A 20,163-nucleotide genomic window follows, 5' to 3' on the forward strand; every position below is an offset into this window, starting at 1 on the left:
GAGCCATGGCAACCGCCAGCGTTTCCGGCGACTGCCAGAAGGAACTCTGGCGGCGCCTTGGTGAGGTCAACGACCCGGAACTCGACGAACCCATCACTGAGATGGGTTTCGTCGAACGGGCTGATGTGACAGGCGATGGCAGCGTGGAGATAGATTTCCGTCTGCCGACCTACTGGTGCTCGCCCAACTTCGCGTTCCTGATGCTGGACGGCGTGCGCAAGGCGCTCGACCAGCTCTCCTGGGCGCCGGCCTATCGCGTCAAGCTGCACGACCACATATTCGCGGACGAGGTCAATCGCGGCATGGCGGAAGGCAAGACCTTCGGCGACATTTTCGCCGTGCTTGCCGAGGATCAGGATCTCGGCGCCTTGCGCGAAACCTTCGCAATGAAGGCATTCAAGCGGCGCCAGGAGGCAGTCCTGCGCGGCCTCAAGGCGCACGGTCTGACCGATCGCGAAATCCTTGGGATGGACCTGCCGGCCTATGACGTCGCGCGGTTCGCACCGGGCGAGGCAGCCAAACAGAAGCCGCGATACCGGGCGGCCCTGCTCGAGCGGTTTCCCGATCGCCGGGTGGATGATCCTGTCTTCGTGACCTGGGAAGGGCAGCGTATCCCGCACGGCGCACTCAGCGCCCACCTCGCCGAACTGCGCGGTGTGCGCATCAACATGGAGTTCAACGGCGCGCTGTGCCGGGGGCTCAAGCAGAGCAGATACAAGGAACTGGATGTGATCGACGGCGAACCGACGCTGGTGGATTTCATTCTGGATCGCGTGCCGGCGCGAACCGCGCCGACCGCCTGAAGCAGAACTGACAGCAACGGCCTCCCTCGCACGAGGCCCCCAACCAACAACCCGCCCGTAAGGCGGAAGGAGGAATCATGCCCAAGATAATGCTTCACAATTCCGACGCCCGCCGTGCTCTCGCCCGCGGCGTCTTCCGGCTCGCCGCCGCCGTCGAGCCGACGCTAGGCCCCAAAGGCATGAACGCCATGATCGACCGGCCGATCGGCACACCGATGGTGACCCGTGACGGTGTCAGCATCGCCTCCGAGATCGAGCTGCACGACCGTTTCGAAAACATGGGCGCGCAAGTCGTTCGCGAAGTCTCGATGCAGACTAACGAGATCGCGGGCGACGGCACCACGACCGCCATCGTGCTCGCCAACGCTCTGATCCAGGGTGGCGTCGAGGCGAATGAGCGCGGGGTGAAATCCGTTGACCTGTGCAAGGGCATCGACCTTGCCGTGGCGGCGGTGGTGGCAGCGCTCAAGGCTTCGGCGAAGCCCGCCAAGGGCAACGGCATCCTGGCGTCGGTCGCCAACATCGCGGCGACCAACACGAAGCTTGGCGCGCTGGTGGCTGAGGCACATCAGCGGGTAGGCGCCGAAGGCGTCATCACCACCGACTTCAGCGTCACCACCGAGACCACGCTCGATGTCGTCGAAGGCATGTCCTTCGAACGCGGCTATCTCTCGCATCACATGGTGACCGACCAGGAGAAGATGGAGGCTGTGCTCGAACGGCCTTACATCCTGATGACCGATCTCAAGATCAAGGAGCCCGGGCAGCTCGATGCGGTTCGCCGCATCGCCGACGAGGATGGCCGGCCGCTGCTGATCGTGTCCGAGGAGATGTCGCCGGAAGTGGTGGTGACGCTGCTCGGCAAGCAGGGACCTGGAAAATACCTCGTCGTCCATCCGCCGGAATATGGCCATTGGCGCAAGGCGATGATGGAGGATCTGGCCATCATCACCGGCGGCAAGGTGATCGCGCGCGATCTCGGCGGCCGGCTCGAGGATATCACCGCGGATGATCTCGGTACGGCCGACCGGGTGAAGACCAGTTCGTCCTACACCTCGATCATTCGTGGTGGCGGCGACCATGCCGCAATCGCCTCGCGTCGCGCGCAGGTGCAACGGCAGTACGAAGCCTCGCAGCCCAACATCGATCAGGACAAGCTGCGCGAACGCCTGGCCAAGCTCTCCGGCGGCACCGCGATCCTCTATGCCGGCGGCGTCACGCCGGTGGAGCAGAAACGCACCATCCAGCTGATAGAAGATTCGCTGAATGCGGTGCGTGCCGCGTCCGAGGAGGGCGTCGTCGCCGGCGGCGGTTCGGCGCTCGCCCAGATCGCGCCGCTGCTCGACAAGGTGGCGGCCGGTGTCGACGGCGATGTCGCCGAGGGCGTGCGCCTGGTGCGCTCGGTGCTGTCGCGGCCGCTCTGGCGTATCGCCGCCAATGCCGGTGCTGATCCGGAAGCGGTGGTGGTCGAGGTCACCCGCATCAATGGCGGCTACGGCTACAACGCGTCGACCGGCGCGTACCAGAACATGTTCGAGGCAGGGATCATCGATCCGGTCCGCGTCACCTACACCGCGCTTGCCAATGCAGCCTCGGTGGCGACGCTTATCCTGACCACCGAAACGCTGATTGGCGATCTTGCCGAGGATGAGGATCCGACGGCCGGGCCGGCGCGTGGCGGCGGCTCTGAAAAACTAGGCCGCGCCTGAAGCAATCCAGACAATCTCGACGTTGAAAGGATACGACGATGAAAGCTGCCAGACTCTACGAATACGATCCGAAGATGAACGTCCTGCTCAAGATCGAGGAGGTCAAGGCGCCGACGATCACCGCGCCCGACGAAGTGATCGTGCGAGTGGGTGCCGCAGGCCTCTGCCGTACCGACCTGCACATTATTGAAGGCGTGTGGAAGCCGACCATGGATCCCGAGGGAACGCTGTTGCCCTACATCATGGGCCACGAGAATGCCGGCTGGGTCGAGGAGGTCGGCAGCGGCGTCAGGTCGGTCAAGCGCGGTGACGCGGTGATCTGCCATCCCTTCCGTTCGTGTGGCATCTGCCTCAACTGCCGCCATGGCGAGGACATGTATTGCGATAACGGCCAGTTTCCCGGCCTTGGCATGAATGGCGGCTTCGCCGAATATTTCATCACCAGCGAGCGTTCGCTGATCAAGCTCAATGCCAACATCACGCCGATCGAGGTGGCGCCGCTGGCCGATGCCGGCATCACCGCCTACCGCGCCGCCAAGCGCGCCGCAAAGCTCCTGCGGCCAGGCAGTTACTGCGTGCTGCTCGGCATAGGCGGGCTCGGCCATATCGCGCTGCAATCGCTGCACGCGATTTCGGGTTGTCGCATCATCGCCGTCGACCGGGAGCCGGCGGCGCGGGTGCTGGCCAAGGATCTGGGCGCCGATTTCATTCTTGATGGCGGGCCGAATGTCATCGAGGAAGTCAGCCAGATCACCGGCGGCGGCGCCCATGTGGTGATCGACTTTGTCGGCGAGCTCGGCGTCGAAAACATCTGCTGGAAGATGGTGCGCAAGGGCGGACAATTGTTCGTCGTCGGCTATGGCGGCAACATCAACGTGCCGACCGCACATCTCGTCATCGAGGAGATCAACATCGGCGGCAGTCTGGTCGGCAATTTCACCGAGCTTGTCGAACTGATGGAGCTCAACGCCGACGGTAAGGTGAAGATGCACTACACCGAGTACAACCTCGCCAGCATCAACACCGCGCTCGACGATTTCAAGAACCGGCGTTTCACCGGCCGTGGCGTCATCGTGCCCTGAAACAACCGGACCGGATTCCGAACGAAGCCCGGTCGCCAGTCCGATTTATCGGCCACAACTTCCCAACCCCATGGCGCAAATGCCATGGGGTTCCTTTTTGTGCTGCGCATCAGATAAAACCGCGCCGGATGCCGTATTGGCCGAGCTTGCGATAGAGTGTCGGCCGCGAAATGCCGAGCCGCAGCGCAACCTTGCTTAGATTGCCGGCCTCCGCGACAAGCGCATTCTTGATCGCCTGGCGTTCCGCATCCTCGAAAGAGTACACCGGTGTTTCGAGCATGGCCGTGGGATGGTCGCTGTGCATGGCCATGCTGTTGCGATTGCCCGCACTGATTTCTCCGGGAAGGTCTTGCAGTTCGATCGTGCCGCAGCGCGCCATTATGTGCAGCCGCTCGACCAGGTTCTTCAGTTCGCGCACATTTCCCGGCCAGCGATAGGCCAGCAGCGCGTCGGAAGCTTCGTTTGAGAACTCCAGCGGATCGTTGCCTCCCAGCTTCGCGATCTGCCGGTTGAAATGCTCGATCAGCAGCAGCACGTCGTCACCGCGTTCTCGCAGGGGCGGGACATGGATCGAGACCGCACCGATGCGGTAGTAGAGATCGCTGCGGAAGCGTCCGGCCGCGACCTCCTGCTTGAGATCGCGATTGGTCGAGGCGACCAGTCGCACGTCTACCGGCCGACCCCTGGAGTCGCCGATGCGGTGGACCACGCGCTCCTCCAGGACACGCAACAGGAAGGGCTGGATTTCGAGCGGCAACTCGCCGATCTCGTCAAGACTGAGCACGCCGCCATTGGCCAGTTCGAAGATGCCCGGCTTGCCGTCGCGCGAAGCTCCGGTAAAGGCGCCTCCCACATGGCCGAACAATTCGCTGCCGAACAGCTCTTTGGTGATTGCGCCACAGTTCATGGCGATGAATGGATCGTTTTCGCTGCGCCGGCTGCCGGCATGGACCAGCCGCGCAAACAGCTCCTTTCCGACGCCGGTTTCGCCCTCTATCAGCAACGAAGTGACCCCGTTCGAGCCGGCCACCCGGGAGGCGACATCGACAGCGGCCAGCAATTTTTCGCTTTCGCCGACGATCATCGCCGCGGCTGCCCGCAGGTGTTTGTTGCCCTCCCGGCTTGTCACCGTGATGCTGGAGACGGCTGGCACCGAGGGAAACACAAGAGCCGCGCCCCGAAGGTCGCCGTCGAGCTTCAGTGGCGTGACATGGCAGGATCGCAGATGCGGCGGCAGCGCGTTGGCGAGATCGGTGTCGGAGCCCGAGACCGGCAGGTTCATGAGCCAGCGACCACGGCCCGGTTCCATCGGGCCGTCCATCATCTCCGTCGCGTCGCCGTTGGGCACGTTGTTGCAGAAGATCGCGCGGCCACGATGGTCGACGATTACCAGCCCATCCTTCCGGCGGTAGCTGGGCGCAGAGGAAATGAAGGCTTCGAGCAGACGGGTGCGCTGCTCTTGCTGCTGCTCGGCAAGCGCCTTTTCGATTTGCCTGGCAGTGGCGGCGACGAGGGCCGTGTTGTGCGGCCGGAAGATCGGCGAATAGCCTGACAGATCGACGACGCCGATGATCTTGCCGTCCAGCGGATCGCGAATCGGCGCGCCGGCACAGGTCCAGGATTTGATACCGGCGCAGAAATGTTCGGCGGCGTGGACGAAGATCGGCTCACCGGTCCACAGTGCCGTGCCGATGCCGTTGGTTCCAACGGCGTCCTCGTTCCATTTGCCGCCAACGGCCAGATGAATATCCATGCCGTCATGCAGTGTCTTCTTGTCGCCGATGGCATCGATCAGTACGCCGTCGCCGTCGGCAAGCACCAGCATCGCTCCCGTACCGTCCAGCAACCGGCCAAGCGAGGCGAATGATCGCCTCGCCGCCGATAGCAGTTCGGCATTGGCACGGGTCAGATACTCGATCTCGTTTCGGTCGCTGCTCAGCGGCGCTTCGATGCCCTGCGCATTGATGCCGCCAGTAGCGCTGCGATACCAGGAATCGTGAATCAGCGAGCGAACATGGACCGGATCGCGAGCGGATGTCGGCTCGTCGGAGAGAAAACTCTCCCAGGCGCGCATGGTGGCGCGCTCATCATAGTCGATGTTGTCCAGAGCCAGCTGTCCGGTGGCCATCGACGCACGCGTCGGAAGCGCATCGCTTTTCATCGATTGGTGCCGCTCGCGTGTTTCATTCAGTCATCACAGTACCTTTTGGGGTATGCCATTTCTGTATGCTTCGCGGGTTGGACGTCCACAGCGACGCCCGAATGCCGACGGTCAGTCGATGCCGAGTTTCGCGCCGATGTCGGCGGCAAGCTGTTCTTCGGTATAAGTCGCGGTCAGCCGCGATCCGTCCAGGTTGGCAAGCGCCTCGGCGATGGTTTCATCGACCGGAGAGAAAAAGCCGTTCTGCTTTGTTGCCAGGACGAAGATCTGCTCCCCATTCCGGGTGCGGACATCGCCGATATGATGAAGTTGGCGGCCGGTGTTCTGATCCTTGGAGATCACACGGCCGTTCATGGTGACGCGGATGGACGGGCTCGCTTCGGCGGCCGTCGCCGCGCTGCCGCCAACATGGATGATCAGCCCTTCAGGCTTCGGTTGCTGGCGCGGCTGCCTGGAGGCGGAGTAGCCACCGCCGCTGATCTGGTCGGCAAGGCGAACGATGGTCGAGCGGTTCTGCTCGATCAGCCGCCTGACCTGAACATCCTCGCGCCGCGGGCCGTCCCGCTTGGAGATGATCTCGACCATGAATCCTCCCAGATTCGTTGGCTTGGCAGTGCCCAGGATACGGGTCATTCTTATTTGCAGCGAACCCTACACTGCCATCGCTGGATCCGCCATCCACAATAGGTAGCGCTGAAATTCATCTCGGTGGTAGCAGGTGGCTGCTACACGGGATTTCCGGCGCTCCAGTACGGATGAGGCAAACGTGCTGGCTAAGGCCCTGGGCGGTTGGACCGCCCTGCCGATTGTCGACCGGATATAGGCGGCGCTTCAGAGTTAGTGGCGCAGGTGCGACAATTGAAATCCAGGCTTGTGTTCGACACCGGATAACAGCGATTCCGCCGACCGGAACATCTCTTCGAATTCCAGTTCGTTTTCAAACACCACGCCGCCGACGCTGATGGTCAGGGTATCCTCGGTTCCTTTCGGAGCGAAATAGGCCTGCGCCACGCGCGCCCGGATACGCTCGCCAATTTCCTTGGCATCGTCTTCCGTCGCACCGGGCAGAAAGACCCCGAACATGGAGGTTCCGATGCGGCCCACCAGATCTTCCTTGCGCACCGATGACTGGATGGTCGCGGCTATGAGCCGCAAGGCTTCGTCACCCCAGTCCAGCCCGAAGCGCAGATTGATGGACCTGATGTGTTCGGGATGAACGACCAAGAAGGCGCCGGATCTTGGACCGGACGATTCCGGCCTGGTTGTTCTCCTGTCGACCATCGACGTGAAGACCGTGCGGTTCAGGCAGCCTGTCAGGCTGTCAAAGGTCGCCGACTTGTTGAGTTCTCTTCGATAATGGCCGAGCTCGATCCGCTGCAAGCCAATGAACAGGAGAAGCGGGCCACCGATAATGACCGGCAACAGGGTCGCTGTGACCATGCTGCGGCCGAACGGCGTCAATGTTTCCGAGAACAGAAGCAGATAGTTGAGGCCAACTGAAAGCAGCAAAATTCCCGCCGATCCCAAGGCGGTAAGCCATGCGACGTGTTTCCATTGCTGGGGCGATCTATTCGCCATCGGTGTCATCATTAGTCAATCTCCCGCCTGATCGACTATCATAGGCCATGGTGCTGCACATTCAGTTTCGAGGAATCATACAATTTGAGTAATGGCGCAATCGCCTACCATCGGCCGAAACCTGGCCTTCAACGCAAGGCTGCGCTGGCAACGGTAGCGACACCGAATTGTCGGCTATTGTGGCGGGCCGAATATGCCCATCTCGGCACCCTTGGCCGTTGCCTCCGCCTTGCCGTAAATGCCACTTGCCAAGGCCGTCGCCCAGCCGTTGGAGACAAGCCAGGCACCGACATCCTGTTTGCCCAAATTGCACGGTGCGGCAATGGCGAAACGATCGATCTCCGGCGGCACGACGCATTTAAGCGCCCGACCGCGCAGCCATGAATTGAAAGCCGCCCGAGCACGTTGGCCGCAAGGCCAAGCGACGTCGCGAAACGAACAAGCCTTGTCCAGGTCGATGCCCTGGACCCCGCTGATGGCTACCGTGCGTCCCATGGATTCGAAGGTCGCCGACGAGGTGACAACCGGTTGGTACAGCAGGACCGCTGGCCAATCCTTTGGCATCCGCAGCCCTGCAGGTGCTGCCTGGCCAAGCTCGCTGAGCGGCGGGCGCGGCTCTACCCGTTCGATTTGTGCCGGATCAAGTTGTGGCGGCGCGATAAGGTCCTGAGCAATCTTGCGTGCCCGCCCTCGCCATGGCGTATTGGCGACGGTCGCAACCGGTCGCGTTGGCTGGCCATCGTTGATGGATTGGCGTGGCGCTGGTACCGGTCGATCGATGGAAAGCAGATCGGCGGCTCGGACGATCAACAAGACCCCGGTCAGAAGCAGCAGGCTTCCGAGCAACACCACCAAACGATTGCGCCTCAGCCAGCCCATCAACTCAAGCAGATCCCAGGGGGTCTTGCCCCTCAGTACCCCGACGTCGATTTGGCGACCAGTTTGAGCGCACCTTTTTGAACCTGATAAAAGGGCATGGATCGCTCACTGGAGCCGTCCGCCCGAAACCGGAACAAGCCGGTCGATCCGCGAAATCCGCTCCGATTTTCGAGCACCTGCTTGTTGAAGCCGCCGGGGCCGACCGCACTTGCAATCCCCGCTGTCAGGGCGACCATATCATAGGCGTAGGCGACATTGGCGTCGGCCGGATAATTGTAGGTCGTCTTGAAGCGGTCGGCGATTGGCCCGGTTTCGCTAGGATCGAGCGTGGCGATGTAGGATCCTTCAAACAGCGGTTCGATCGGATGTTCCAGCCAGCGGTTGGTTCCAACGACGGCGACTGCTTTTCCAGGAATGCCTTTCGATTTGAGCGCCGCAAGGATCTGCGACGGGTTATCGTCGCCGCTGGCGATGACGATGGCATCGGGAGCATCGACCAGTGAGCTCATGTCGTTGACCGCTTTTGTGCCGCCGTCACCGGCCGAATACGGAAGGGTGACGGCGAGCGTCGCGCCATAGATGCTGAGGCTGTTGGCGACCCGCTTTTCAACCGCGCTGGCATTCGCGCCGGCCGCGACGAGCAGCACGAACTTCTTGCTGCCTTTGGCCGCCAGGCCGGCCGCGCCCGCGGCCGCGCTGTCGGCCTCGCTGAGGCGCGCCGCATAGACGCCCGGGCCACCGGCGAAATTGTCGGCCAGCGCCAGCACTGGCGGCCGCTGCGATCCCGACAGCTTGGCTATGTGCTGAGCGGCCCCAAGCTCGACCGGGCCGATGACAATCTTGGTTCCAGTGGTGATAGCCTTCACCGCCAATTCGCTGGCGTGCGCGCTGTCGCCCTTGGTGTCCTCGACCGTGACCGTGAGCAGTGCATTGCCAAGGTCGGCCATCGCCAGCTTGGTCGCATCGAGCATCTTTCTGCCGCTTTCGCCGACGTTACCTGGGGCCGACAAAGGCAGCAGCATCGTGACCTTCGTCGATCCGGTGCCGAGCGACTGCGTGGCTTGGGCCGGGCCGGCAGCGGCGCCGGCGGCCGGCGCTCCAGGTGCGGCGATCGCCGCCGGATCGAGCGCATCCGAGACGCTGCCTTTCGACTGGCAGCCCGATATTATGCCCGCGAGCGCAAAGACGATCGCCCATGTCCACGAACTGTGGCCCTGCCGGCCAGATTCCATGATGCCTCCCCTCCGCCGGTTGTTTGTCCCGGTCTCATCCCATTCATCTTACGGCAGACTTGTCTCGCCGTCCTTGTAATTGCTGGACCATGGTTTAGAGCAAGTCCAGGAAAAGTGTGAAGCGGTTTTCCCGGGAAAAGCGCGTAGCGCTTTCCCTTGGGAATTGCGTCAAAACAAGGAGTTAGAGCAGTTCGCCGTTTCCACGAAACGGTGGACTGCTCTAACCGTTGAAGAGTCTTGCCCGGAGCGCCTTGATCACTCTGGCTTGCCCGGCGCTTCGATAGTCCGCGCACTTCATGTATCGCGGCCCGGGCACGAACAGCCGGCGCACGCAAATCCGCTTGGCCGTGGCAGGGGCGCCGTCATCTCCTGCTGTCGGGAATGCGGAGAAGCCAAACGTCGCCACCGGAAGCGGCCCGGCGACAGTGACACCTTCTCTCGCCAGGATCGCACGCGTACGCCGGCAGTAGCGGACCGAAAGTTCGGAGAACCGGGTTTCACCATGCCCGGCGCGATACTTCATGACGGTGGTGCAGAGATCGCCTGCGGCAAGGCTGTTTGCCTGCGCCAGATATCTGACGCCGAGCGCGATGTTGGTCGCCGGCGCACCAAGCTCATCGAGCGAACCGCGAAAGCCGAGCATTCGCGCCGTTCCCGGCATTACCTGCATCAAGCCGACTTCGCCGTCGGCGCCGTGCACATCGGGATCGAAACCGCTCTCGATCTCCATCACCGCGTGCGCCAGCAACGGCTCCATGCCGTAGAGCGACGCCTGACATGTCGCGAATGCCTTGAATGTCTCGCGCGTCCATTCCGGGGCGGCGTCGCAGCGGGCCGGCCGCGTCAAGCCGGACGGTCTCTCCAGGCCAGGTCGTTCCAGCCAGTTGGCGCGGGCTTGCGTGGCAAGCTGACCAAAACCGGTCAATGCGATCGCCGCAGCGATCGCCTTCGTCGATCGTCCGCCGACCATCGGGTCAGCCAACCGGCACGGCCAGATCCCTTCCGGTCAGTTCATGTACTCGACCATGCGGTCGTGGAAGCATTCACACTTGTTGAGGGTGTCTTCGTCTTTGTAGTTCGTCTTGAGATAGCCGTAGGCCATGCCGCAGGCGACCTTGGCTTCCGATGCCCAGACGAAGGCGGGGCGCGAAGAGTTGATCCATTCCGAGCTGTTGGCGACAGCCACCGACTCGTCCATCAGCTTCACCACCTCGGACTTGAGATCGACAATGTTGTCGTTCAGCACCAGGTTCGACGTGCCGACCGTGCGGCAATAGTCGGCCACCGGCCCTTCGATGATGTCGGCGGCGTAACCCGTTGACCCAACTGCCAGCAACAGCGTCGCAGCGGAAACCAGCAGTCTTGCAGAACGTTTCATGATGAACTCCCCTCGATATTAGCAATGTATAACATGATCGCGTGGCCACGCGCCATGCCGTTAAACCACGTTTGCCGTCGTCGTATGCTGGGCTATGCCGTCGTCGTAGAGCAGCGTGATCGTGTTGGCCGCAGGGTGGTTCTGCAGCGTCGCGACGTCGACGAAATTGGCGCCGCCAGTTGTGCCGTTTGCATCGACGCTGAGCGTGCCCGTCGCCGCATCATAGTTGACGAAGTCGCCGACATTGGCGCCGCCAGGTGCTGTGTCGAAGAGAGACGTCAGGTCGATCTTGTCGCCCTCGGCACCATTGAAGTCGGTGATGAGATCGTTGATGTCGAGGTTCTCGAGCTTGAACGTGTCAGCTCCGATGCCGCCGGTAAGCGTATCCTGCCCAGGACCGCCGATCAGCAGGTCATTGCCGGCTCCGCCAATAAGAGTGTCGGTGCCGCCGCCGCCGTTCAGCGTGTCGGCGCCAAGGCCGCCTGCGAGATAATTGGCCCCGGCATTGCCGAACAGATAATCATTGCCCGAGCCGCCGATCAACCCCTCGATGCCCGTGAGAGTATCTCCGGTGGCATCACCGCCGCCGATCGTGCCAAGCCCCGGATCGCTGAATGTCACCGGCGCCCCGGATGCATGCCCGTCGTCGGCCAGATGGATCGAGACCGCCGCCAAACTGCCCGTATAGTCGGCAATGTCGGTTCCGGCCCCACCCGAGATCGTATCGGTATGCGTGCTGCCGGCGATCACGTCGTTGACCGTTCCGGCAAAGCCGGGAAGGGTGAAGGATCCGCCCGAGCTCGCGGCCACCTGATGGATGTCCAGGGATTGGGTTGAACTCACGTCGCCGTCCCCATCCACCGCACTAACCTGAAAATGCAAGGTCGTGTCGGATGGCAATATGGTTTGAGATATGTCGACCGCCGACAACCTCATTTTCGCGCCGGGATCGCCAGTTATGGAAATCAGGTTGAAGTCAATCGCAGGGTCGATAACCAGATGCCCACCTACGACTGTCGCCGTTCCGTTTTCGGTTTGGCCAGTCACGGAGTTGGTCGCTGTCCAATGAACTGAACCAGAGCCGTTGTTCACGTTGAAATTGAGGCTGCCGATGAGTTTTGGGTTAAGCGTCGGAGCATCATTGCCCGCGGTAGCGGAGGTATGAAACTCCATGGTGAAGTTCTCACCATTCTCGACAAATTGATCAGCCACCCCGAAGCCTTGCGTCGAAGAATTGACGCCGGCCCCACTACCGGTGAACTCGATCAAGCCATCCGGGGTTTCAAGGAAAGGTGTTGGACCACCCGGCGACAATCCCGAGAGGGTTTGGGTTACGGTTGTTGCCGCGTCGGGTGTGATAAGCGCAAAGGCGTAGGTGCCATCTGGATGAACAGTTAGCGAATAGATGTCAGTTCCGCTGGAGGACTCAGCCAGCAGCACCGTCGTTCCGTCAGCCTGGACCGTCGTGGTGTAGCTCACCCCTGTGATTGCTGGCCCGATAATGTTGAAATGGTTGATGCCATCCGCCCCCGGAACCAATGCAAACGTCCCATTGACCGTCCCAATCTCGTTCGGAATCGTGCCTGACATAAACGCGCCTAAAGTCGGCACGTCGTCGGTGACGTCGATGGTGATGGTGTTGGTGATGGTGTTGCCGTTGGCGTCGGTGGCCTGGTAGGTGAAGGTCTCGACGTTGTTGACGGTGTTGGTGCCGTTGTTGGCGTCGACGCCGTCGACCGGCGAGGTCAGCGTGTAGCTGTAGGTGCCGTTGGCGTTGAAGGTCAGCGTGCCGTGCGTGCCGACGGCGTTGCTCACCAGTGCGTAGGTGTAGGGACCGGTGCCGCCCGACACATTGTCGACGACGGTGCCGGCAATGGTCTCTGCCGTGCTCGACGGGTTGGAGCCGATCGGCAGCGCCGCCTCGTTGACCGTCAGGTCGTCGTTGGAGGCGGCCAGGCCGCTGTCCGACAGGTTGATGGTGAGCGTCGTCGTCGACAGGTCGCCGTCGCCATCCATGATGGTGTAGACGAACGTCTCCGTCGCGCCTGCCGGCGGGACCACGTTGGGCAGGCCGTCATAGCTGTAGGAGCCGTTGGCCTGCAGCGTCAGCGTGCCGAAGCTGCCGTTGATCGCCGTGTTGATACCCGTCGTCACCGCCGTCGTGGTGTCGCCGCCCGCAACGCGAACGCCGACAACGCCGCCGCCCGCCGCCGCGCCGTCGGCGCCGAACACGTCGTCCGTGGCATCCGTCAGCACGTTGCCGAGCACGATGCCGCCCTCGACACCGCTGTTGGTGTTCGAGTTCGCCGTCGGCACGTCGTCGACGATGTTGACGGTCAGCGTGCCATTGGTGCTCTGCAGATCCTGATCGGTCAGCGTTACGGTAAAGTTCTCGAACAGATTATTCTGGCCCTGAATGGGGTCATGCGCCTGGTTGTCGAGAAGCGTGTAGGTGTAGCTCACCTCGCCGGTGCCGGCGTTGTAGGCCGTGACAGTCAGCGTGTTGCCCAGCGCAGTGGTGAACGAGCTACCCGTGAACATGCCGTTGGTGATGAAGGTGTGGCCGTCGATCGCCAGCGAGGCGATGCCGTCGGGCGAGGAGATGGTGAAGGTGCCGCCCTGCGTCGTGCTCTCCTTGGAGCTGTCCGACCCATCCGATTCGTCAAGCCCGCGGCTGGCCAGCAGGTCGTCCTCGTTGACGATGACGTCGCCGCCACTGGCCTCCGGCGTCAGGTCCGTGATCTCCGGCGTCGAGTTGCCGATCGAAATCGTCAGCGTGGTGTGCGAGGTGTCGCCGTCGCCGTCCTTGATCGTGTAGGTGAAGACGTCGTTGACGCCGCCGGGCGTGCCTGCATCGCGAACGTAGCTGTATGTGCCGTCGGCGGCCAGCGTCAGCTTGCCGTAGGTGCCTTGGATTTCGACGCCGAGCGTGGCTGCATTGTCGACAGCGGCATTGGTGTTACCAGCCTGGACGCCAACCACTGTCGCGCCGTCAGCGCCCTTGGTGTCGGCAACGCCGTCCGTGGTGTTCGCGTCGATCGCGTCCGTACCGCCGACAAGCACATTGCCTGTCGCGGGGCCAAACTGGCCTGCGGCGATGCTGTCCGTGTCGGCAACCGCCGTCGGCACGTCGTCGACAATGGCGACGGCAAAGGTAGTGCTGGCCGAATCGCCGTCGACATCCGTAACTGTGATGCTGAAATTGTCCGGAACCGTGTCGTTGGGATTGAATCCGTCCCCCTGAAGGGGATGAGTGACCGATTCGGTCACCGTGTAATTGTATTCGATAGCACCCGTGCTCGGATTGTAGGAGACGATCGTCAGGTAGCCGAAATCGCCCGGGATCTGCTGGCCGACACCGGTAACGGTGACGCCGTTGATGACGATCGACCCGATACCATCCGGTGCGTCGATGCTGATCGTTCCGATGCCGGAGGTTTCAGCGTTACTCGGCGCGTCGCTGCCAGGTGATTGTGACGGGCCGCCGTCGATACCGGTTTCGCTGGCCGCCTGGTCCGGGGTGAGCAATGATGTGGCCACCACTGAAACTGGCCTGTCGACGACAGACGGGAAGAGTTCGCGCCGATCCAGAAGCCCAAATTGCAGAGCCGTGGGCGGCAACAGTGCCGACAGGTCAAACCCGTCGCCGATGCCACCGGGGGGAACCGAAAAGTCTGCGCCCGCACTTGGGTTCGGACCGCCCGGACCGGCCGATATGGAACCATCGGCGCCGAAGGCGACATCGACATGGCTTGCTTCAAGCGCTGCCAGCAAGGCAACGCGCGGTACCTCGACGTCGCCAATGATGAACGTCGGCACGTTCAAGGCGCCATCCTTGATCACGATGACCGAACCATCAGCCTGTTCGAGCACGAGGTTGTGGCCGTCGACCTTGATGTTGTCGATCGAGACGTCGGCCGGAAGCTTTACCACGTTGCTGGCGTCGGCCACGTATTCATGGGGCGCAGCTGCCGCTGGGGCCTTCGCCTCCGCAGGTGCATCTTGTTTGACGGGCGCGCCGCTGCCGACATCGACCGGTACGGGCTCGGCAGGCGCCGCCTGGGCGGCTTGCGCTATCTGCGTCCCTGCCTGCGACGGCGAGCCGCCGCGTTCAGAGGCAGAGTGCTCGTCCCAGGAATTCGAGACGGTGTCCAATTCGTTACTGTTCGTCATAACCAAACCCCTCCGGTATTTCCCGGGAAGAGACAGTGACTGCCTCTGCTTTGCAACTATCCTGTAATCAATTTCATATATTCTGATATAACTGTCTCGGCATTTTTTCCACGTGGTAAACACCAGACATATAACCTGATATACATTGGCAGGGCCGTGGCCCCGTTTGATATCCGTCAGTCGGGATGGGTTGGCAAAAAGTAGTATAAAATTGAATAAAATTTTATGCAAAATAGATGTTCCGGGTTGCCGGAAACTTATCCACCTTCCTTTCCAGTAATTTGAGACAAGATTGGTAGCGTCCACAGTCAAAGGTGGGCGTTATGAAAAAAGAAAAATCTGCCCCGGGGATAACCGGGCTCAAGCTGCTCCTGCTGGCAATGGGCATCGCAAGCCTGCCGCAGCCATCATCCGCGAGTGCCGTTGCCGCGGATGCCGGCGCTGTCGCTGGAATGCTGGCGGCGGTCGAAACCCCGCCCAGTCTCGGCGGCGTTTCGCTGCTGCGGCCACAGCCTTGGCAGCCTGTTTCGGCCTACAGGATCGGCTTGATTTTCGGTAGCTATGGTCCTGTAGCCGTTAATGAAAAGCGCGATCCTGCGATTGCACAGGACGACGCCGGGATCGACCCGATCCAGACGGCGGCGATCATTCCCGGCGTGTTCGGTTCGGTTGCCCTGTCGATGCGCAATTTCCCGGTCTCGGCGCGCTGGGCGCCTGTCTATAAGGCAATTGTCGAGTGCACCGCGGGCAGTGCATGCGAGCGCAAGAACAGCACCTTTGCCGGGATCGTCGAGGCAGCCCGGGACAAGCGCTTCATCGACAAGCTGTCCTTCGTCAACTCAAGTATAAATCGCGCGATCGCCTACAAGAAGGACAGCGTGGTTTACGGCAAGCTCGACTACTGGGCCAAGCCCTCGGAAATCCTCGAGCGCCGGGCAGGGGACTGCGAGGATTTCGCTATCCTCAAGATGGCGGCGCTGCTGCGTGCGGGCATCCCGGCTCAGAGCATGTCGCTGGTTGTCTTGCAGGATCGCAAGCGCGGGTTCTTCCATGCCGTGCTGTCGGTCAGCACCGGCAGTGGCGTCTTCATTCTCGACAGTCTGAGCAATGTCGTTTCGCGCGACAGCGATCTGCCGAGCTACGTGCCGCTGTATTCGTTCAGCACCGACCGCGCATGGATCCATGGCGCAAAGACCGGCTCTGCGCAAATCGCCGATATCAAGGGCGGCCTTTCGACGGTCGCGCCGGGCGAAGGTCTGCAACAGTAAGTATGCCGTCAGGGTGTCTTGGGCGCCCTAGCCGCCGAAGACGAACGCCATCAGCAGTTCCGGCTCGACCACCGGCGCCCGCACCGCGTTCAGTTGACCCCGGTAGCGGCGGTCACCGGCGCCGATGACGAAACCGGTGGCGACCGGCGTCTCGCCATTGGCCTCGAGCCTGGCGAATATGTCGGCGACATGGAGGTCCAGAGCCAGCTTGAGGTCGTGGCGCGTGTCCTCGTTCGGCGCCGCCGGCAATTGACGACGCACCAGTTGCTGGAACGGCGCATTGAAGGTCAGGATCTTCTTCGACGATGACAGTGCAAAGGCCGGCGAGGGACAGGCGACCAGAATGGCGTTGATGGTCTTGATCGACGCCAGCCGCTGCAAGGTTAGGTTCTCGTCGGCCAGTCCACGCATGCAAGCTACGCGGATTGCCGATGTCAGGTTTCCGGTGTTGGCGTGGCTCTCGGCGATCTCTTCGATCAGCATGCCGATCGTGCATTTCCGGTTTTCGGCCATTTGCTTCAGCGAGGTCCAGAACGCACGCTCCAGACGAATGCCGCGGCGCGTGCCGTGGCGACGCGAACCTGATAGTAGGGTTCGCCAGTCTTCTGGTCGACCAGGCTGTCGGCGGTGATGTTCGAGACCTTGCCTTCGATGCCGCCGAAGATCGAGAAGTCATAGGCAGTCACCTTGATCAGTGCATCCTGCCCCGGCCGGATGAAGGCGACGTCTCGCGGTGAAACCCGCGCTTCGACCAGCAGGGTCTCGGAGGTCGGCACGATGCCCGCGACGACGGCGCCGGGCTGGACGAACGCGCCGACCGTGTTGATGTCGAGCGTGTTGACGATACCGTCGACAGGCGACCGTATGTCGGTGCGCGCCACCTTGTCGGTGGCACCGCGTATCGTCTCATCCACCACCGAGAGGTCGGCGAGCGCCTGTGTCAGGTCGCTGAGCGCTTCCTGTTGCAGCTGCAGGCCGAGTTCATCGACCTGAAGCTGGGCTTCCGTGATGGCCGACTTGGCTTTCTTGATGGTTTCGCCGGCGAGTGCCAGCTGACCATTGAGCTCGGTCTGCTCGCGCTCGACGCGGAGTTGCTCGGTTCGCGCCATCAGGCCTTTCTTGACCATCGCTTCGACCAGCTTCGCCTCCTGGTCGCTGACGGCCAGATTCTTGGTGAGGCGATCTGCATTGGCGTTGGCCTCATCCAGTTCCTTCTCGCGCTGATCGAGGCGCGACTTGAGAACCGATAGCTTGACTTCGAAGTTGTCGCGGCGCGCGATGAGCAGCTTCTGCTCGTTGTCGCAGATTTCCGGCGCGACGTTCTGGATCTCGGACGGGCAGGGAAATGCGCCCTCGAGATTGCCGGTCTGTTCGAATTTGAGCCGTGCAATGCGCGTCTGCAGCGCCCGCGCCTTGGCCTGCTGCTCGCCAAGGCTTGAGGTGTTGAAGGTATTGTCGAGGCGAATGATGAGGTCGTTCTTCTTGACGATCTGCCCGATCTTCACAGCGATTTCCTGAACAACGCCGGGCTCGCTGGCCTGGATGATCTGGGTCTTCGACGCGGGTATGATTTTGCCGTCGCCGCGTGCGATTTCATCGACCTCGGCAAAGGACGCCCAGGCGACCGAACTCGCAAAAAGCGCTCCGATGATGAATATCGACGCCGACGCAAAAAGCGGCGGGCGGTCTTGCCTGGCAAGCATTTCCCATGCCCCAACGTATTGAATGCACTCAACAAGTCTGTTTCTGTCAGGCGCTCGTTCTCTGCAGCGCCTGTATTACTTGGTCTTTCGGTCCATCGGCAACGATCTTGCCCTGCTCGATGACAATCAGCCGGTCGGCCAACTCTAGCATGCTGAAGCGGTGCGTCGAAACGATCAGCGTCGTGCTGCGATCGAAGGCCACCTTGAGCTGCTTGATCAACTGGCGCTCGGAAGCCAGATCCATCGAGCCGGACGGCTCGTCCAGGAAGACGATTTTCGGTTTGGTCAGCAACAGGCGGGCAATTGCCATTGTCTGCCTCTGGCCGCCCGAGAGATTGGTGCCGCGCTCGCCGACATTCATGTCGTAGCCGCGCGGATGGCGGGAGACGAAATCGTCGACGCCGGCAGCCTTGGCCGCTTCGACGATCTGTTCATCGGTCGCCTCCGGATACGCCATCAGCAGATTTTCCTTGATGGTGCCCGAAAACAGATCGTTGGCCTGCGCGACGATACCGACCGCGGCGCGAACCTCCGACGGGTGGTATTGGCGGATGTCGATGCCGTCCAGCAGCAGCTCGCCGGAGGTCGGCAGGAAGAGCCTGCCGATCAGCCGACCCATGGTCGTCTTTCCCGAGCCTATGCGGCCGATGATGCCGATCCGCTCACCGGGCTTCACCGAGAAATTGACGCCGGTCAGAACTTCGTTTTCGGAACCCGGATAGACAAAGCCGACGTTCCTGAACGCCATCGCGCCATTGCGAATGGGGCGGTTGACGAAACCAACCGTGTCCGGCCGATCCTCCGGCTGCGCCATGATCGAATTGACAATTCGCAAGGAGAGCATTGCCTGACGAAGTCTGGACAAGGTGATAGCGATCTGCCCAAGCGGAGCCACCGCCCGGCCCGCCAGCATGACGGTGCCGATGATGGCGCCGGTGGAGACATGTCCTTCCGAAAAGGCATAAGCGCCGGCCACGATCAGGGCGACGGTCACCAACTGCTGGATGGCCTGCGTTATGTTGCCGGCGGCAGCCGAAAGCTGCTTGATCTTCTCGGAGGTGTTTGATGCGTTCTTGGAATGCTCTGCCCATTTTCGCAGAAGATACGCCTCTGCCCGCAACGACTTGATGGTCTCAAGCGTGGAGATGGATTCAACCAGCAGGGCCTGGCGTTGCGAAGCCTCGTTCATGGACGCGGCAACGCGTTTGCCGATACGCCGTTGTGTGATCAGCCCGACGATCACGGAGGCGACAAAGGCAATGGCCGGTATGATGACCAGCCAGCCGCCTATCGCATAGATGACAAGAAGAAAGACGAAGACGAATGCAGTGTCGATGAAGACGCTGACGGTGTTCGACGTGAAAAACTCGCGTACGAACTCGTACTGCGTCACCCGATTTGCATATTCGCCGGTTGAGCCGGGCCGTGCCGACAAGGACGAGTTCAGCACCTTCTCGAACAGCATGTAGGAAATGCGAAGATCGGCCTTGCGCCCGGCATAGTCGATCAGCGACGCTCTGGCGGTCTTCAAGAGCAGGTCGAACAGAATGACCGCGCCGATCCCGATCGACAGCACCCAGAGCGTCGATATCGCCTTGTTCGGCAAGATCCTGTCGTAGACATTCATGGTGAAGATCGGCGAGGCAAGGGCCAACAGATTGATGAATACCGCCGACAGGATGACCTTCGAATAGGTGCGCCAGAATGGCCCCATCGTTCCGGTCAACCAATGTCGCCGCTCAATCTTGGCCGCCGAACCGACGCTCATCCCCTCGACCGCGTTGGCATAGGTTATCGAGAAGGAAACGCCGCCGCTTATGTAGCTTCCGGCAAGTTCGGATTTACTGATGGTTGTGCGCCCGTCCTCCTGGGCAGCGGTCGTAAATCCACCGTCCTCTGTCTCGGCAAGCAGCGCAACTGGCAATTGGCTGACGCGAAACAGGATGGCGGGGAGGTCGATGCGTCCGCGAAGAAAATCGCGCTGGCTGAACTCTGTGATTTCAAGGCCGACGCGTTCGGCAAGATGCCGAATGGCGTCGATATCGATTTGGGTATCCGACAGCGGCACGCCGGCAAACAGCACGGTCTCGGCACTCGGCCTGCCCAGGTAGCCGGCAACAGCCGAAAAGCAGGCCTTGAAGGCCTCCTTTGGGGACAGGATTTTAGGTTGTGGGTTCACGATCCGCCCGCAGGACTA

The 20,163-nt window shown here is 61.6% G+C and carries 15 protein-coding genes; 4 read left to right on the forward strand and 11 right to left on the reverse strand.

The features are described 5' to 3' along the window. Positions 1–5 precede the first annotated feature (5 nt). The 3 genes from AC04SG_RS13155 to AC04SG_RS13165 all read left to right on the forward strand — a co-directional run bounded on the left by AC04SG_RS13155 (position 6) and on the right by AC04SG_RS13165 (position 3,594). Positions 6–803, forward strand: coding sequence for an iron-sulfur cluster assembly protein (locus AC04SG_RS13155; protein ID WP_488551373.1), 798 nt, complete (start codon positions 6–8; stop codon positions 801–803). Between the two features lie 77 nt (positions 804–880). Then, positions 881–2,512, forward strand: a complete 1,632-nt coding sequence (groEL, locus tag AC04SG_RS13160; protein ID WP_488551374.1) for a chaperonin GroEL — start codon at positions 881–883, stop codon at positions 2,510–2,512. A gap of 38 nt (positions 2,513–2,550) precedes the next feature. Further along, entirely contained in the window at positions 2,551–3,594 is a 1,044-nt protein-coding gene (locus AC04SG_RS13165) for an NAD(P)-dependent alcohol dehydrogenase (RefSeq protein ID WP_488551375.1), read from the forward strand. A gap of 109 nt (positions 3,595–3,703) precedes the next feature. Here AC04SG_RS13165 and AC04SG_RS13170 read toward each other — a convergent pair whose 3' ends face one another. From AC04SG_RS13170 to AC04SG_RS13205, 8 genes are all read right to left on the reverse strand, one after another. Beyond that, the gene (locus tag AC04SG_RS13170; protein WP_488551376.1) at positions 3,704–5,722 is read right to left on the reverse strand and encodes a sigma-54-dependent Fis family transcriptional regulator; all 2,019 of its coding nucleotides are present in this window, start codon (positions 5,720–5,722) and stop codon (positions 3,704–3,706) included. Positions 5,723–5,866: 144 nt separating this feature from the next. Then, positions 5,867–6,340: a hypothetical protein gene (locus tag AC04SG_RS13175; protein WP_488551377.1), complete on the reverse strand. Its 474-nt coding sequence runs from the start codon at positions 6,338–6,340 to the stop codon at positions 5,867–5,869. Between the two features lie 252 nt (positions 6,341–6,592). After that, on the reverse strand, positions 6,593–7,345 hold the full coding sequence (locus AC04SG_RS13180) for a GGDEF domain-containing protein (RefSeq protein ID WP_488551378.1): 753 nt from the start codon (positions 7,343–7,345) through the stop codon (positions 6,593–6,595). Between the two features lie 162 nt (positions 7,346–7,507). Next, the gene (locus tag AC04SG_RS13185; protein ID WP_488551379.1) at positions 7,508–8,212 is read right to left on the reverse strand and encodes a thermonuclease family protein; all 705 of its coding nucleotides are present in this window, start codon (positions 8,210–8,212) and stop codon (positions 7,508–7,510) included. 32 nt (positions 8,213–8,244) lie between these two features. Further along, positions 8,245–9,444, reverse strand: coding sequence for a type 1 periplasmic-binding domain-containing protein (locus AC04SG_RS13190; RefSeq protein ID WP_488551380.1), 1,200 nt, complete (start codon positions 9,442–9,444; stop codon positions 8,245–8,247). 220 nt (positions 9,445–9,664) lie between these two features. Beyond that, positions 9,665–10,414, reverse strand: coding sequence for a lytic transglycosylase domain-containing protein (locus AC04SG_RS13195; RefSeq protein ID WP_488551381.1), 750 nt, complete (start codon positions 10,412–10,414; stop codon positions 9,665–9,667). Between the two features lie 36 nt (positions 10,415–10,450). Then, the gene (locus tag AC04SG_RS13200) at positions 10,451–10,822 is read right to left on the reverse strand and encodes a hypothetical protein (RefSeq protein WP_352558739.1); all 372 of its coding nucleotides are present in this window, start codon (positions 10,820–10,822) and stop codon (positions 10,451–10,453) included. Positions 10,823–10,882: 60 nt separating this feature from the next. Further along, on the reverse strand, positions 10,883–15,118 hold the full coding sequence (locus AC04SG_RS13205) for a beta strand repeat-containing protein (protein WP_488551382.1): 4,236 nt from the start codon (positions 15,116–15,118) through the stop codon (positions 10,883–10,885). A gap of 200 nt (positions 15,119–15,318) precedes the next feature. Between AC04SG_RS13205 and AC04SG_RS13210 the strand changes: the two genes are divergently transcribed. After that, on the forward strand, positions 15,319–16,263 hold the full coding sequence (locus tag AC04SG_RS13210; RefSeq protein WP_488551383.1) for a transglutaminase-like cysteine peptidase: 945 nt from the start codon (positions 15,319–15,321) through the stop codon (positions 16,261–16,263). Positions 16,264–16,290: 27 nt separating this feature from the next. Here the strand turns inward: AC04SG_RS13210 and AC04SG_RS13215 are convergent, their stop codons facing one another. Genes AC04SG_RS13215 through AC04SG_RS13225 form a run of 3 tightly spaced genes read right to left on the reverse strand, consistent with a single transcriptional unit; the run spans position 16,291 to position 20,145 of the window. After that, on the reverse strand, positions 16,291–16,776 hold the full coding sequence (locus AC04SG_RS13215; RefSeq protein WP_488551384.1) for a ribbon-helix-helix domain-containing protein: 486 nt from the start codon (positions 16,774–16,776) through the stop codon (positions 16,291–16,293). A 5-nt stretch (positions 16,777–16,781) separates the two neighbouring features. Then, entirely contained in the window at positions 16,782–17,966 is a 1,185-nt protein-coding gene (locus AC04SG_RS13220) for an HlyD family type I secretion periplasmic adaptor subunit (protein ID WP_488551385.1), read from the reverse strand. Positions 17,967–18,012: 46 nt separating this feature from the next. Then, positions 18,013–20,145: a type I secretion system permease/ATPase gene (locus AC04SG_RS13225; RefSeq protein ID WP_488551386.1), complete on the reverse strand. Its 2,133-nt coding sequence runs from the start codon at positions 20,143–20,145 to the stop codon at positions 18,013–18,015. Positions 20,146–20,163 lie beyond the last annotated feature (18 nt).

The sequence above is a fragment of the Mesorhizobium sp. CNPSo 4684 genome (assembly GCF_057784315.1).

Bases quoted from the DNA above. Each gene is read 5' to 3' on its own strand.
- AC04SG_RS13190 (WP_488551380.1), bottom strand. From the start codon at position 9,444: ATGGAATCTGGCCGGCAGGGCCACAGTTCGTGGACATGGGCGATCGTC.
- AC04SG_RS13180 (WP_488551378.1), bottom strand. From the start codon at position 7,345: ATGATGACACCGATGGCGAATAGATCGCCCCAGCAATGGAAACACGTC.
- AC04SG_RS13220 (WP_488551385.1), bottom strand. From the start codon at position 17,966: ATGCTTGCCAGGCAAGACCGCCCGCCGCTTTTTGCGTCGGCGTCGATA.
- AC04SG_RS13170 (WP_488551376.1), bottom strand. From the start codon at position 5,722: ATGGCCACCGGACAGCTGGCTCTGGACAACATCGACTATGATGAGCGC.
- AC04SG_RS13200 (WP_352558739.1), bottom strand. From the start codon at position 10,822: ATGAAACGTTCTGCAAGACTGCTGGTTTCCGCTGCGACGCTGTTGCTG.
- AC04SG_RS13210 (WP_488551383.1), top strand. From the start codon at position 15,319: ATGAAAAAAGAAAAATCTGCCCCGGGGATAACCGGGCTCAAGCTGCTC.
- groEL (WP_488551374.1), top strand. From the start codon at position 881: ATGCCCAAGATAATGCTTCACAATTCCGACGCCCGCCGTGCTCTCGCC.
- AC04SG_RS13175 (WP_488551377.1), bottom strand. From the start codon at position 6,340: ATGGTCGAGATCATCTCCAAGCGGGACGGCCCGCGGCGCGAGGATGTT.
- AC04SG_RS13195 (WP_488551381.1), bottom strand. From the start codon at position 10,414: ATGGTCGGCGGACGATCGACGAAGGCGATCGCTGCGGCGATCGCATTG.
- AC04SG_RS13155 (WP_488551373.1), top strand. From the start codon at position 6: ATGGCAACCGCCAGCGTTTCCGGCGACTGCCAGAAGGAACTCTGGCGG.
- AC04SG_RS13185 (WP_488551379.1), bottom strand. From the start codon at position 8,212: ATGGGCTGGCTGAGGCGCAATCGTTTGGTGGTGTTGCTCGGAAGCCTG.
- AC04SG_RS13165 (WP_488551375.1), top strand. From the start codon at position 2,551: ATGAAAGCTGCCAGACTCTACGAATACGATCCGAAGATGAACGTCCTG.
- AC04SG_RS13215 (WP_488551384.1), bottom strand. From the start codon at position 16,776: ATGGCCGAAAACCGGAAATGCACGATCGGCATGCTGATCGAAGAGATC.